Source organism: Bartonella elizabethae F9251 = ATCC 49927, from assembly GCF_000518165.1.
Classification (GTDB): Bacteria; Pseudomonadota; Alphaproteobacteria; order Rhizobiales; family Rhizobiaceae; genus Bartonella; species Bartonella elizabethae.
The window spans coordinates 30728-45663 of the sequence record NZ_JADB01000009.1 but is presented as its reverse complement, the minus strand read 5'-3'; the positions used below and the strand labels follow the sequence as shown (position 1 = coordinate 45663).

The 14936-nt window shown below is 40.0% G+C and carries 16 protein-coding genes; 14 read left to right on the top strand and 2 right to left on the bottom strand.

Annotated elements, in window-relative coordinates; all coding sequences use genetic code 11:
- Positions 1-49: 49 nt before the first annotated feature.
- Together T429_RS0106755 and T429_RS0106750 are read left to right on the top strand one after the other, a co-directional pair.
- The gene (locus T429_RS0106755; RefSeq protein WP_005773117.1) at positions 50-796 is read left to right on the top strand and encodes an electron transfer flavoprotein subunit beta/FixA family protein; all 747 of its coding nucleotides are present in this window, start codon (positions 50-52) and stop codon (positions 794-796) included.
- 47 nt (positions 797-843) lie between these two features.
- A complete protein-coding gene (locus T429_RS0106750; protein ID WP_005773116.1) occupies positions 844-1764 on the top strand; it encodes an electron transfer flavoprotein subunit alpha/FixB family protein in 921 nt (306 codons plus the stop codon).
- Position 1765: 1 nt separating this feature from the next.
- On the opposite strand, the gene T429_RS10635 is transcribed toward T429_RS0106750, so the two are convergent.
- Positions 1766-1936 carry a hypothetical protein gene (locus T429_RS10635; RefSeq protein ID WP_154645787.1) on the bottom strand — a complete coding sequence of 57 codons (171 nt, stop codon included), beginning with the start codon at positions 1934-1936 and terminating at the stop codon, positions 1766-1768.
- On the opposite strand from T429_RS10635, the gene T429_RS0106740 reads away from it, so the two are divergent.
- The 5 genes from T429_RS0106740 (at position 1935) to T429_RS0106720 (ending at position 6364) form a co-directional block, all read left to right on the top strand.
- Positions 1935-3596, top strand: coding sequence for an electron transfer flavoprotein-ubiquinone oxidoreductase (locus tag T429_RS0106740; RefSeq protein ID WP_005773115.1), 1662 nt, complete (start codon positions 1935-1937; stop codon positions 3594-3596). The genes T429_RS10635 and T429_RS0106740 overlap by 2 nt on opposite strands.
- A gap of 296 nt (positions 3597-3892) precedes the next feature.
- Entirely contained in the window at positions 3893-4783 is an 891-nt protein-coding gene (gene rsmI / locus T429_RS0106735) for a 16S rRNA (cytidine(1402)-2'-O)-methyltransferase (protein WP_005773114.1), read from the top strand.
- A 16-nt stretch (positions 4784-4799) separates the two neighbouring features.
- Entirely contained in the window at positions 4800-5168 is a 369-nt protein-coding gene (locus T429_RS0106730; RefSeq protein ID WP_195890865.1) for a YraN family protein, read from the top strand.
- 103 nt (positions 5169-5271) lie between these two features.
- Positions 5272-5517, top strand: coding sequence for a hypothetical protein (locus tag T429_RS0106725; protein ID WP_005773112.1), 246 nt, complete (start codon positions 5272-5274; stop codon positions 5515-5517).
- A gap of 55 nt (positions 5518-5572) precedes the next feature.
- On the top strand, positions 5573-6364 hold the full coding sequence (locus T429_RS0106720) for a pyrroline-5-carboxylate reductase (protein WP_005773111.1): 792 nt from the start codon (positions 5573-5575) through the stop codon (positions 6362-6364).
- A gap of 364 nt (positions 6365-6728) precedes the next feature.
- Here T429_RS0106720 and T429_RS0106710 read toward each other — a convergent pair whose 3' ends face one another.
- Positions 6729-7790, bottom strand: a complete 1062-nt coding sequence (locus tag T429_RS0106710; RefSeq protein ID WP_005773110.1) for an Mrp/NBP35 family ATP-binding protein — start codon at positions 7788-7790, stop codon at positions 6729-6731.
- Positions 7791-8382: 592 nt separating this feature from the next.
- Here T429_RS0106710 and rpmH point away from each other — a divergent pair.
- The 7 genes from rpmH to T429_RS0106675 all read left to right on the top strand — a co-directional run bounded on the left by rpmH (position 8383) and on the right by T429_RS0106675 (position 14889).
- Entirely contained in the window at positions 8383-8517 is a 135-nt protein-coding gene (rpmH, locus tag T429_RS0106705; protein ID WP_005864709.1) for a 50S ribosomal protein L34, read from the top strand.
- A 119-nt stretch (positions 8518-8636) separates the two neighbouring features.
- On the top strand, positions 8637-9029 hold the full coding sequence (rnpA, locus tag T429_RS0106700) for a ribonuclease P protein component (protein ID WP_005773109.1): 393 nt from the start codon (positions 8637-8639) through the stop codon (positions 9027-9029).
- On the top strand, positions 9019-10863 hold the full coding sequence (gene yidC / locus T429_RS0106695; protein WP_005775169.1) for a membrane protein insertase YidC: 1845 nt from the start codon (positions 9019-9021) through the stop codon (positions 10861-10863). The genes rnpA and yidC overlap by 11 nt, the downstream gene beginning before the upstream one ends.
- Entirely contained in the window at positions 10860-11504 is a 645-nt protein-coding gene (gene yihA / locus T429_RS0106690; RefSeq protein ID WP_005773106.1) for a ribosome biogenesis GTP-binding protein YihA/YsxC, read from the top strand. The genes yidC and yihA overlap by 4 nt, the downstream gene beginning before the upstream one ends.
- 140 nt (positions 11505-11644) lie before the next feature.
- On the top strand, positions 11645-12337 hold the full coding sequence (locus tag T429_RS0106685) for a glutathione S-transferase family protein (protein ID WP_005773105.1): 693 nt from the start codon (positions 11645-11647) through the stop codon (positions 12335-12337).
- 1090 nt (positions 12338-13427) lie between these two features.
- The gene (gene dapB, locus T429_RS0106680) at positions 13428-14240 is read left to right on the top strand and encodes a 4-hydroxy-tetrahydrodipicolinate reductase (RefSeq protein WP_005773104.1); all 813 of its coding nucleotides are present in this window, start codon (positions 13428-13430) and stop codon (positions 14238-14240) included.
- A gap of 28 nt (positions 14241-14268) precedes the next feature.
- Entirely contained in the window at positions 14269-14889 is a 621-nt protein-coding gene (locus tag T429_RS0106675) for a 2,3-bisphosphoglycerate-dependent phosphoglycerate mutase (RefSeq protein ID WP_005773103.1), read from the top strand.
- The last annotated feature ends 47 nt before the right edge of the window (positions 14890-14936 follow it).

The following is a 14936-nucleotide window of genomic DNA, read 5'->3' as shown; positions in this document are numbered from 1 at the left end:
TTATGAAGATTGCTATAAACTTGTGATCAGACAAACAAAGAGGATCATCATGAAGATAATTGTCGCTGTCAAACGTGTTGTTGATTATAATATCAAGATACGCGTCAAGCCCGATAATACAGGTGTTGATCTATCTCATGTAAAAATGTCTATGAATCCTTTTGACGAGATAGCCGTGGAAGAGGCAATTCGCCAAAAAGAATCTGGTAAAGTTTCAGAAATTGTTCTTGTTTCAATTGGACAAGAAGAAGCCCAAGAAACTTTACGAACAGGACTTGCCATGGGGGCAGATCGCGCCCTTCTTGTCACAACAGATCAAACACTTGAACCCTTAAGCATCGCTAAGGTTCTCAAAGCCATTGTTCATGAAGAAAAACCCGACATGGTCTTTTTAGGAAAACAAGCAATTGATGACGATAACAACCAAACTGGACAAATGCTCGCCGCTCTTCTTGGTTGGGGACAGGCAACTTTTGCCTCACATCTTAACATAGAAAATGGATATGCTACCGTTACGCGTGAGGTTGATAATGGAACACAAACCCTTTGTCTTCCTTTTCCCATGGTTATGACTGCCGATTTACGGCTCAATGAACCGCGTTACACCTCTCTCCCCAATATCATGAAAGCAAAAAAGAAAAACATTGAACAAAAAACTCTTGCTGATCTTGGCATCGATACGAAAGCGCGCTTGGCAATTTTAAGTGTTGAAGAGCCCAAACCCCGTCAGTCTGGGATTAAAGTGGCGAATGTCGCAGAGCTTGTCAGTGCACTCAAACAAAAAAGCTGCATTTAATATTCTCTAGAGTAAAAGCAATACTCAACATAAAAGGGTAAAAATTTATGGCAATTCTTTTATTAGCCGATCATAATCCAGAAGAAACCGCAAAAGTTCTCACTGCAGCGCATGCTCTCAAAAGCGATGTCGATATTTTGGTTTGCGGAGAAAACATTCAAACGACAGCGGAAAGGAGTGCTAAACTTAATGGTGTGCGGCAAATTCTTATTGCTGAGGCTGACTATTTAGCTCATCAACTTGCCGAGCCTATGGCCGATACGATTATCGCATTAGCCAATGATTATGATGTGATCATGGCGCCATCCAGTAGTACTGGAAAAAATGTGTTGCCCCGCGTAGCTGCTCTTCTTGATCTTATGCAAATTTCAGATATTACCGCCGTTCTTTCACCCGATACCTTCAAACGTCCCATTTATGCAGGCAATGCAATTGAAACTGTCCGCAGCAATGATCACAAAAAGATTATCACCGTTCGCACAGCCTCTTTCCCACCAACGCCTTCTCAAAATAATGCTGCCCCCATTAAAACAATAACACCAGCACCTAATCCCAATCTTTCTTCTTTTGTAAAAGCAGAAACCAACAAAAGTGATCGTCCTGATCTTACCTCGGCACGTGTTATTATCTCAGGCGGGCGTGGTCTTGGTTCACAAGAACAATTTATGGACCTTCTTCTTCCCCTTGCAAACAAATTAAATGCTGCTTTAGGTGCCAGCCGCGCAGCCGTTGACGCAGGCTATGCTCCCAATGATTGGCAAATTGGACAAACAGGAAAAGTCGTTGCCCCAAAACTCTATATCGCTGTTGGCATTTCCGGTGCAATCCAGCATTTAGCCGGTATAATGGATGCACAAATTATTGTTGCCATTAATAAAGATGAAGAAGCGCCCATCATGCAAATTGCCGATTACGCCCTTGTCGGTGATCTCCACCAAATTATTCCAGAATTGGAGAAAGCTTTATAAGCTATGAATGCCTCTCAGCTTCTTCAACAGGAAGAGATGAATTTTCACAAAATGATTGTTCAAACAGAAAATCGACACTAATAGAACTTTTCGCCATGCAAATCGTTGTTTTACCTCTTGTGGGCAATCCACGCCAAACTGTTCCAGAATTGGAGAAAGCTTTATAAGCCATGAAAGCACCTCTGCATGACCAGCGTGAAAGTATGGAGTTTGACATCGTCATTGTCGGAGCAGGTCCTGCAGGGCTTTCTGCAGCAATTCGTCTGAAACAAATTAATCCTGAGCTTTCTGTCACAATTGTTGAAAAAGGGACTGAAGTTGGAGCCCATATTCTTTCTGGCGCCGTTGTTGACCCCATCGGTATTGATACACTTTTACCGGAATGGAGAAGTGATCACGACCATCCCTTCACAACCCCTGTCACCCGTGATCAGTTTTTTTTTCTAAAGCCTCAAAAAGCGACACGATTGCCCAATATCTTGCACCCCAAAATCTTATCCAATGACGGGTGTTATATCGTTTCACTTGGGAATGTTTGCCGCTGGCTCAGCAAAAAAGCCGAAGCACTGGGTGTAGAAATTTATCCAGGTTTTGCTGCAACAGAAACCATCCAGAATGAGAACGGAGCCATCATTGGTGTTCTCACAGGGGATATGGGACTTAACAAAGATGGAACGCTTGGAAAAAATTATATGCCTGGTATGGCATTATTGGCAAAATATACACTAATTGCGGAAGGCGCACGCGGCTCTATTGCAAAACAACTGATACAGCATTTTAACCTTAGCAAGAATCGTGAACCCCAGAAATTTGGTCTCGGTCTCAAAGAGCTCTGGGAAATTGATCCCGAAAAACACCAACGCGGTTTAGTGCAACATTTCACCGGTTGGCCCTTAGACAATTATACCGGTGGGGGTGGTTTTCTTTATCACCAAGAAAACAATATCATTTCTATCGGTTTTGTTGTGCACTTAGATTACAAAAATCCTTATCTTTCTCCCTTTGAAGAATTTCAACGTTTTAAAACCCATCCAAAACTCTATGAAATCTTCAAAGGAGCAAAACGTCTTTCCTATGGGGCGCGTGTGATCAGTGAAGGAGGATGGCAATCTGTACCAAAACTCACCTTTCCTGGTGGAGTGCTTATTGGCTGCTCGGCTGGCCTTGTCAATGTTCCTCGTATCAAAGGATCACACAATGCCATCTTATCGGGGATATTAGCCGCCGATAAAATTGCTACCGCTCTCGCACAAGGTCGTGCCCACGATGAAGTTAAAGAAATCGAAGAACAATGGCGAAAAGGGCCCATCGGTAAAGATCTTTATAAAGTGCGAAATGCCAAACCGCTATGGGCAAAATATGGGACAAAATATGGAATTAAACTTGCCGGTTTTGATATGTGGTGGCAACAACTATTCGGATTTTCCTTATTTAAAACACTCTCCCATGGCAAGGAAGATTATGCCTGTCTTGAACCAGCAGAAAAATTTCACCCCATTGCTTACCCAAAACCCGATGGTATTATAACTTTTGACCGCCTTACAAGTGTTGCCCTTTCCAATACGCACCATGAAGAAAATCAACCTTGTCATTTAAAAATAGCCTCTTTAGAAAAACAAAAGGACTCCGAATATGCAATCTATGGAGGACCTTCTACACGCTATTGCCCCGCCGCTGTCTACGAATGGCTAGAGTCTCATGATCATCTAACGTATAGGATCAACGCTTCAAATTGCATACATTGTAAAACGTGCGACCTCAAAGATCCAAATCAAAACATCACCTGGACCTGTCCACAAGGCAGCGAGGGTCCCTTCTACCCCAATATGTAATCTCTCCTTCCAATATCATCATTGTTCGTTCTCCTAAAATTGAAATAGACAAAACGCAATGAATCAAAATATTTTCCTTCAAATCAGAAATCTATCAATCACCTTCATGCATTAAGCTCTTTCACGATACAAAAAATTATCCTATTGTGAAGTGATCAACGATTTCAGCAAGGAGTCTCGAGCAAATAAGCCGTTGTAATGATAAAAATCTGCTGGTAAAAAGTGAGAAAAAATAACTTATGAGTACGGATAAAAATCTTATTGTGGTAAGGAGAATTTGATGAAGAGAAAAGAGCATGTGTGAGAAAGTATATTTTATAGGTACACATGCTTATTCGGCCCCCATCATAGAGCCAGGGCTTTATCTTGTAGCAACGCCTATTGGAAATCTTGCAGATATTACGCTTCGTGCTTTGCAAGTGCTGGCAGGTGTTGATATTTTAGCGTGTGAGGATACGCGGATAACACGTGTTTTGTTGGAACGTTACGGTATTCAAAAAAAAGCTTTTCTCTATCATGAATATAATGCGCAAAAAGCAGGTCCAAAGCTCTTAGCGGCTTTAGCAGAAAACAAAACGGTAGCGCTTGTTTCAGATGCGGGAACACCGCTTATCTCTGACCCTGGATTTCGATTAGTTGAAGAAGCCCGTAAGAAAGGTCATAAAATTATTCCGATCCCTGGAGCCTCAGCTCTTTTAGCTGCCCTGATACCGACAGGGCTTCCGACCGATAGCTTTTTCTTCGCAGGTTTTTTGAGTTCCCGCAAAGCACAGCGTCAAAAACGATTGGAACAATTAAAAGAGATTCCAGCAACTTTGATTTTTTATGAATCACCACATCGTCTTATTGAAACTTTACAAGATATGGTCACTCTTTTCTCAGCGGATAGACCTGCCGCCATTTGTCGTGAATTAACCAAAAAATTTGAAACCGTAGACGTTTCTAATTTGGGAAGTTTGTTGGAAAGTTATAAAAAACAGACACAGATTCGTGGGGAAATTGTTGTGCTTGTTGGAGAGTCATCATCTTCTTGCTTAAATGTGCTAAGTGATCAAGAAGTTGATGAAGTGTTATTAGAACACGCACAAACACATTCCGCGGCTCAAGCCGCAGCTTTGGTTGCAAAAAAGACTGGGTTTAAAAAGCAAGAACTTTTCCAACGGCTAATTTTTCTAAAAAATATGTAAAATAATGCGTAAAACGATACAAAAAAAACAGAGACAAAAGTCTTTTTATCGAGGGATTCGTGCAGAAAAATTGGCCGCTTGGTGGTTGCGTTTCAAAGGATTTCACATAGCCGAAATGCGTTTTAAAACAAAGTGTGGGGAAATTGATTTAATTGCACGACGTGGAAACCTTGTGTTAATTGTTGAAGTTAAAGCACGTTCAACGTTGGCGGAAGCAATGGAAGCGGTTTCCCGAATGAATGAAAAGCGAATTGAGGCAGCAGCCGATATTTGGCTTGCACGACAAAAAGATTATGCGCTTTTGTCTGTACGCTTTGATTTGATTGCAATTTTACCTTGGCGTTTGCCACAGCATATCCCCGCATTTTTTACCTCTGACCAATAAGAGGCGCCCCATGTTTTAACCATACTCCATAAAAAACATTTCTCCTTTATGTATATATACGTTAAAAAGTCTATAATCGTTTGAGCGCTATAAGGAGCGAAATATGGATGATTATGAAAAGTTTGCAACAGGTTTGCTCATTGTTTTTGGAGCGCTGATTATTGGTGGTTTAATGGCAATGCATATTGTACTGATGAATAAACCAGGTTTTTTATTTGCATTAGCCGCAGCTATTGTTGGTTGGTTTTCTGCTTTTGCCGTTCTGTTTGACAAGCCCAAAATCTATTTGGGGTTGATTATTCTTGCAATGCTCTGTGTTGCTTCTTCAATTAGCATTTATGTTAGTTAAAACACCTGAAATATTGATTGAGATTCCTTTTAAAAGATAAAACTGAGAAATAAAAATGAAACTAGGCTTTTTGGGAACAGGTACAATCAGCGCTTGCATAATCGATGGCCTCATGACAAGCGCCTTTAATGTTTCTTCCATTATTGTTTCACCGCGCAATGCTGAAATAGCAGAGCGTCTTTCACGCACTTATGATAAGGTTGTGATTGCTGAAAATAACCAAGCGTTGCTCGATGTGAGTGAGTGTATTTTTCTTTGTTTGCCCAACCAAATTGCAGAAAGTGTTTTGCGCTCTCTTCGTTTTCGTCCAGAACATTTGGTTGTTTCCGTTCTCGCTATGGCAACAGCAGCACAAGTGGAAGCGTGGATCAACCATAAAGTTTATCGTGCTGTTCCGTTACCTTTTGTCGCAGAGTGCAAAAATTTAACCCCCATTTATCCCGATCATCCCTTTTTACGTACCTTATTTGATGCATTGGGCGGCACCTTGGTGCTAGAGGAAGAAGAGCAGTTTAATCTTTTTATGACAGCGGGTTCTCTTATGGGCGTATACTTTAATTTTATAGAAACAGCCCATCAATGGTTTATAACACAGGGGTTGAAAAAACAGCAATCAGCAGAGTTCCTTACCATGATGTTTGTAAATCTTACGGATGAAATGCGTAAAATTATAGCAACGGATCGTTCTACCAATCTTAATTTTTCACTGCTTGAAAAAGAATTTTCAACAAAGGGGGGAACAAATGAATTTTTGTCAAATTATTTTTCTCATCAAGGGGGAAGAAGAGCTTTAACAATGGCTCTTGAGGTGACTTTACAAAAAATAAATGCTTCTAACAAGACTTGAGCAACATTTTTTCTCATCTCAATTAAGAGAGAATTATTGGGTGATTAATAGAGCTTTTTGTGAACATGAATTGATAAAATTTTCTGCTATAGATCTTTCAAGAGCAGAACAAATGGGCTTTTTAAGTGCCTATTCCTTTAATTTACCCATTCTTTTAATTGACATGAATAGCAATAAATCTTTTGGTTAATCTTCAAGATATTTTTATAGCACCAAATTGCTTATAGGAAGATCATTCATTCTTTAACATTTGAATGAAAAGACTGACAAAGTCTTTTCCCATTTTTCTTTCTTTCATAAGAAGCAACGATTTTTACGTCTTTCATCGTTGTGTTTTAGTAAACTCTCTTAAACAAACATACATTCAAAAGAGTTTATTTTTTATCTGATCAACAATTGTACGATATAGTTGAGCATGCTCACCATCAGGCTGAGCAACAAAAATAGGGATCCCCTCATCTGAAGAAAATCGTAAAGCTGCATCAAGCGGTATTTCTGCTAAGAAAGGGACCTCTCGACGTTCCGCTTCTCCCCGTGCACCACCATGGCCAAAAATATCGTAGCGTTTTCCTGTATCAGGAGCGATAAAATAACTCATATTCTCAATCAGTCCTAAAATAGGAACATTAACTTTCATGAACATTTCTATCGCTTTACGTGCATCAACTAAAGCAAGATCCTGCGGCGTAGAAACAACCAACGCCCCCGTTAATTGTACCTGCTGTGCAAGTGTTAGTTGTGCATCCCCTGTACCCGGCGGCATATCGACGACTAAAACGTCCAAAGGTCCCCATACAACATCTCGTAACAATTGCGTTACAGCAGCCATAACCATAGGACCACGCCAGACCACCGGCTTTTCTTCCTCAACCAAAAAACCCATTGACATTAATTTAAGACCAAATTTTTCAAGAGGTTGAATCTTTTTTCCTCCCATGAACTGTGGTTTTTGGTTAACAAGTCCCGTCAAACGTGGCAAAGATGGACCATAGATATCTGCATCCATCACCCCTGTTTTGAAACCTGAATCTTGTAAAGCTAAAGCGATATTGATTGCCATCGTCGATTTTCCCACCCCTCCTTTTCCAGAAGCAACAGCCATAACATGACGTACCCCTTCTATGGGCATTTTCACAGGCAAGAGATTCGCTCTGCGTCGAGGTACTCCCTTTGTTGTTTTTTCTGCTGTAAGCGTAACAACAACAGATTGGACCCCCTCCAAAGCGCATACCAGCTCCTCAGCAGAACGGCGCAATGATTCCCATTCTTGCACGCGTCCATCAGGAACTGTAATGGAAAAGAAAACCTTGCCATCAGCAATGAATATTTCTGAAAGAAGCCCCAACGATACAATATCGCTTTCAAGACCTGGTCCTTTGACTTTACATAGCACGTTGCGGACAGCCTCACTTGTGATAGGATCCACGCTCTTTCCTCTCTATAAAATACCAACAAATACAAGCATACGAACGAAAAATACTGACAGGTTCATCACCTAATATTTTCTACTTTAGTTTAAGAGTTACAAAATATAAATGCCTTACATTTTATCTCTTTATAAAACACGAAACCACTCTTGAATAAAAAAACTCATGCACAAAATCCGCTATTAAAAGCCTATCAATCACGTTTGTGCACTAACACTTTAATGAATATTTTGATAAGGATTTTATAAAACACAAAACTTGAGAAAAACTCTTAATATCAAAATATTTTTTTAATTGAGCATACAATAATCTGTCATGCTTTCTTTAAGTCTTTAACATTCTTGCCGTTCATTTTCTGCAGACTCAACCGCTATTTTCTGAAACTTTCAAAGTATCATAAAAAAGTGTCACAAACAGTTATAAGGTGTTTTGTATTTTTTCAAACGTAAGAAAAAACAATCTGAGATTGACTTTTTTCATATTTTTTCTTATGGGTTAACAGCTGTCTGATAGGATAAAATTGTTCATCACGCGCAGAACTGCTCATAAAACGAAGATTAAGAAGGGCCGCACTCCGCGGTATTTAAATAAATGAAACGTACGTACCAACCCTCTAAACTTGTCCGTAAACGCCGCCATGGATTTCGTGCACGCATGGCTACAGCTGGAGGACGTAAAGTTATTGCTGCAAGACGTGCTCGTGGACGTAAGCGGCTCTCTGCTTAACCACTTAAATTTTCACAACCGTTGACGACTGCTCATTATTTCTTCGTTGTGAAACTTTTGTTATGAACCTCTAATGCTTGGTCAGCCAAGGATTTAGTGAAATTGCGAAATGTTCTTTTATGAAGAAAAAACATCCCTGCCGCATTCGCAAAAGAGCAGACTTTTTGTCTGTCCGTACAGGAGAAAAACGACGTGGTCCTTTATTTTTACTCGAAGTTAAATCTCGTGAACAAACAACAGAAAGAAAATCTTCTCTTGTTGCGCGTGTAGGTTTCACTGTTACCCGTAAAAACGGGAATGCTGTGAAACGGAATCGTATAAAAAGGCGCTTGCGTGAAGCTGTAAGGGTTGGTGTAACAAACCACATGGAAGCAGGGACTGACTATGTCATTGTAGCGTATCGTGACGCATTACATGCGCCTTTCACATCTTTAATTAGTGAATTGAATCGGCGAATAAAACCAAAAACAAAACATCAGCAACGACAACAAGGGAATACGAATGGAATATAACCGCAATTTCTTTATCGCTATTGGCTTATCTTTCGTAGTGCTCATCGCATGGCAATTTCTTCATGTTGCTCCCAAACAAGCAAAGTTACAAAAACAACGAGTCATTGCGCAACAACAGCAATCGTCAAAACAACATTCATCCCTTTCTATTACCACGACGAATTCTTCTGACGATCCCTCAACACATCAAGCAACATCAATCATCGAACAGCCAATGACTCCTGAAATCCGGAAAGCTGTATTAGCCAAAACAGAGCGTGTTGCGATCAAAACAGATGAATTGGAAGGCTCTATTAATCTTGTTGGTGCACAATTTGATGATCTTCACCTCAAGAGATATCGTGTAACCGTCGATAAGAAATCACCGGAAATCGATTTGTTGAATCCTAAAGGGTTCAAAACAACCTATCTTGCTGAATTTGGTTTTGCAAGTGCGTCCTTGCCAGCAAAAGCTTTACCTCAATCTGATACACAGTGGCAAATAGAGGGAAACAATACAACCCTGACCCCTTCAACACCCATCACTTTAATCTATAATAACGGACAGGGACAAATCTTCCGCCGTACCCTTTCTGTTGATGATCATTACATGTTTACCATTGAGGATTCTATCAGCAATGAAAGTGATCAACCGGTTTATCTCTCCTCCTATGCGCGCGTTGCACGTGCAGCACCACCAGAACATACCAATGCCACCTATTTGCTTCATGAGGGGATGATCGGTATTGCTGGAGATTCGCTCAAAACTGAAAAATATAAAACCTTAGCAGAGCTTGATCCAAATCCTGATAATGGACAAAAGAGTATGACTTTTTCCAAAGTAACAGGAGGCTGGATTGGTATTACCGATAAGTATTGGGCTGTAGCGGTTATTCCCCCGCAAGATAAAGAATATACAAGTCGTTTTATTTATTTTGATCGTTTGCAAACACATTATCAATCTGACTTGCTAGGATCGCCTTTAACGATTGCTCCCAATGAAACAAAAACCGTTACAAATCGTCTTTTTGCTGGTGCAAAACAAGTTGAAATCATTAATCACTATCAAAATGACCTAAAAATCAACAAGTTTGCTCTCTTAATTGATTGGGGCTGGTTTGATTTCATCACAAAACCCATGTTTGCCCTCATTGACATTCTTTATAAGCAAACAGGAAATTTTGGTATTGCCATTCTTCTAGTTACAGTGCTCTTGAAAACACTTCTTTTCCCTCTCGCCAATAAATCTTATAAATCTATGGCGCGCATGAAGCTTATACAACCGCGGTTGCTAGAAATAAAAGAAAAATATCCTGATGACCGGCCTAAACAACAGCAAGCAATCATAGAACTGTATAAAACCGAAAAAATTAATCCCCTTGCCGGTTGTTGGCCAATGTTGGTTCAATTTCCAATATTCTTTGCTCTTTATAAAGTTCTCTATATCACCATTGAAATGCGCCATGCCCCTTTCTTTGGCTGGATTCAAGATTTAGCAGCCCCTGATCCAACGTCTCTTTTCAACTTGTTTGGTCTCTTGCCCTACACAACGCCAGCATTTCTTATGATTGGTGCGTGGCCTTTGATTATGGGAATAACAATGTTTTTACAAATGCGTATGAATCCCGCTCCTCAAGATCAAACCCAAGCGATGATTTTCACATGGATGCCTGTTGTCTTTACTTATATGCTCGCCTCTTTTCCTGTTGGTCTTGTCATTTATTGGGCATGGAACAATATATTGTCAATCGTTCAGCAAGGTATCATGATGAAGCGCCAAGGAGTTAAAATTGAGCTTTTTGACAATTTGAAAGCCATGTGGAGAAAATCACCCAAAAAAGAAGTGCAAGAATGACAAGAGATTCTTCCCTTTCTGGAATTTTTTCGCGCAATTGGGTTTTTATTCGTGGTGTTCCCGCAATACGCTTTCTTCCCCCTGAAGGACCACCAGAAATCGCATTTGCGGGACGTTCCAATGTTGGAAAATCCTCTTTAATCAACGCACTTGTCCAGCAAAAAGGCTTAGCACGAACCTCAAATACACCAGGACGCACTCAAGAGCTAAATTATTTTGTCCCCGATGGCTTCAGTGGACAACAAGGAGACCTTCCCCCTTTTGCATTGGTAGATATGCCAGGTTATGGTTTTGCTGCTGCACCTAAAAATCTGGTTGATGCTTGGACAAATTTGATTTTTAGCTATTTACGGGGACGCACAACACTAAAGCGTGTATATCTCTTGATTGATTCACGACACGGAATCAAAAATAATGATGAAGATGTTCTTGCACTCCTTGACAAGGCGGCCGTTTCTTACCAAATTGTTTTGACAAAAAGCGATAAAATAAAATCAAATGCTTTGGAAAAATTAATGATGACCACACAAACAAAACTTCTCAAACGTCCAGCAGCGTATCCTGAGATCCTTGCAACCTCTTCAGAAAAAGCATACGGTTTGGAAGAATTACGTACTGCCATTTTGCAAACCATTGCATAAGAGAAGGCATTCATATTATTAACAATTTATTAAGCATAATTGCCAGCAGCTGCTAATGATCTTGTACTTCTCATCAAGCACCTTTATAAAAAAGGATGACTTGAAAGAATTCTTATCCACTCTATTTAGTTGTGTAAATTATGCTGACACTTTTTCACTCTCCCCTCTCCACCGCTTCGCGCTTCATACGCCTCATTCTTGGAGAATATGGTGTAGCCACTCAACTGATTGAAGAATATGAATGGGCAAGAAGACACGAATTTCTCGCTCTCAATCCCGCCGGTCATGTTCCTGTTTTTCTCGATGAACACGAGGTTCCATTATCAGGTCCTTTTGTTATTTGTGAATATTTAGATGAAACGCATGGAAGTTTGCGACAAGACAATAAACTTTTTCCAGAAAATCCTTTAGATCGTGCGGAAGTCCGCCGCCTTAATGACTGGTTTTTAAATAAATTTGAAAATGAAGCAACACGTCATATTGTACGAGAACGGATTCATAAACGTGAAATGCCCCTTTCCATTGGCGGTGGCGCTCCCAATTCACAAATTTTACGCAATGCACGCGCCAATATCCCACCCCATATGAACTATCTTAATTGGCTCTGTGCCTCTCGCGATAGTTTAGTGGGTTCTACCTTATCCTATGCTGACCTAGCAGCCGCCGCTGCTGTTTCTGTCCTTGACTTTTTAGGGGAAATTGACTGGGAACAATCCCCTGCTGCTAAAGACTGGTATATGCGGATAAAATCACGACCTTCTTTTCGTTCTCTTTTAACAGATCGTGTCCGTGGAATTGTTGCAAGTACTCACTATGCTGATCTTGATTTCTAGTCTCCTCTCACCAAAACAAGTAAAAATGAAATTTTACCTAAAGAAGACTTCCCCGTTTATAAATCTTTATGCCTGCATATAAATAATACAAGAATAGATTAATTCATAATCCTATTGAACAGAAAATAAAAACCCATCATAATCTCTTATTTCAAGCCTTCTTATCCTGAACCCCCAAAATCAATTTTTGCTCTATCCACAAAAAGACTAATTATAGAAATAAAGATATTTAACAAAAGGTTTTAAACTCTTTCTTTAAAGACAAGAGCTGCAGCACCATTAGAAAGCGAGGCCAATAAAATAACAATACTTAACGCATGGTTCCCCTCTATTCTTCCCAATCTATAAAAAACGCAGGGGATAATATGCACACCATTTGCTCTTAATAAAAAAGTGCCATCATGATGCGTTTTTATAAAATAATAACTTTTTCAACTGACTGACCCAAAAGATACAGAATCCGACCAACGCCCGTGTGTGAACAATCCAACTTCTCAGACATCTTCCTGTTTCTTCCCCCTTTTATGTGTTTTATTCACAGATAACATTTGGTGTATAAAAATTGTATAAAATACCTATAAATCATTTCAAGGTCCAAGAGTGAGCAAAGCGTATGAGGGTGCCAATTTGCGCTTTTATGAAAGGTAGCCGTACAGAATAGATTTTATATTATTCATGGAGATTTCTCGTTATCCCCTTCACGCACGCCATCACAAAACGAGCTTAAAAGCATTGAGATATATTTTTTTTAAGACGAGCGCATAAGTGAAATGTATTTTATTTGAAGTGTTTTATTTTACATGAGGGCTGTGCCCCATTAAAGAACGAGAGAAATAAAAACGTCAAGTAATGAACAATCCCTATTAGGCTTTACAAGAAAACCTCACCCCCTCCATCACACACTTGAACAAAAAACACCTCTTTATAATTTGTACATCTTATCCACTTAGCTTAAACGATAGAATTTTACAGTACAAAAGGATAAATTAAAGCAAGAAAAAATTTTTCCCTATAAAGAAAAAGAACGGTTGGAAAGAAGGCAAGAATTTGCCTATACTACGGGGCAGTAAAGCATCATAAGGAGATAAAAATGCGCCTTACAGTTGTTGGTGCAAATGGAAGAATGGGACGTGAACTCATTACAGCAATCCGGCAGAGGAAGGATGTAGAGCTTTATACTGTTCTTGTACGCAAAGGCTCATCTTTTGTAGGAAAAGATGCCAGTACCTTAATCGGTTCAGATTCTCTTGGGGTGTGCATCACAGATGATCTCGAAAAGGCTTTTTCAAACACAGAAGGGATTGTAGATTTTTCACAACCCCAAGCGAGTATTCTTTATGCTCACTATGCTGCTCAAAGAAAACTTGTCCATATTATTGGCACCACAGGATTTAGCAAAACAGAAGAAAAAAAAATTGCAGAGTTTGCAAAACATACAACAATCGTCAAATCTGGAAATATGAGCCTTGGAATAAATCTTTTAGCCAACCTTGTAAAGAAAGCAGCCAAAGCATTAGAAGCCAATGATTTTGATATCGAAATTTATGAAATGCATCACGCGAACAAAGTTGACGCCCCTTCTGGAACAGCTCTTCTTCTTGGGCAAGCAGCAGCTGAAGGACGTCATGTTATGCTGCAAGATGTCCGTGTCAACGAACGCAATGGCCATACAGGGAAACGCAAAAAAGGTTCCATTGGCTTTTCTTGTTCACGGGGCGGAACAGTTGTTGGCGAACACAGTGTCATTTTTGCCGGTTCCCATGAGCGCATTGTTCTCTCCCATACAGCGCAAGAACGCTCCATCTTTGCTAATGGTGCATTAAAAGCAGCTTTATGGGCAAAAAACCATGAAAATGGTCTTTATTCAATGCTCGATGTCTTGGGATTAAACGATGAATTTTAAACAATCAATAAAATAGAGGCAATTCAGAATGGGACGCACACTTGTACTCATCCGTCACGGACAAAGCGAATGGAATCTCAAAAACCTTTTTACGGGTTGGAAAGACCCTGATTTAACGGAAAAAGGTCATGCCGAAGCGATAGCAGCAGGAAAAAAACTGAAAGAATCTGGTTTGAAGTTTGATATCGCGTATACATCTGCTCTACAGCGCGCCCAAAAAACAGCTCAGCACATTTTAGAGCAAATGGGACAATCAGATTTAGAAGTGATCAAAACCTCCGCATTGAATGAACGTAATTATGGAGATCTTTCTGGTTTAAATAAAGATGAAGTGCGCCAACAATGGGGGCAAGAGCAAGTGCAAATGTGGCGCCGCTCCTATACGATTGCCCCTCCGAATGGAGAAAGTCTACGCGATACCGGTGCGCGCATTTGGCCTTATTATCTTTACCATATTCAGCCTCACATTTTGCGCTCTCAAACTGTTTTGATGGCTGCACATGGGAATTCTCTTCGTGCTCTTATTATGGCGCTTGAAGGTCTGAGCAGTGAGGAAATTATATCTCAAGAATTAGCAACCGGCATTCCTATTCTTTACACCTTTAATCCTGATTCAACCATTGCATCAAAGACAATCATCACACCTTAAACTTTCAAAACCATGATGCCCTCCAAAAGTTTAATTCAATCGTTTTA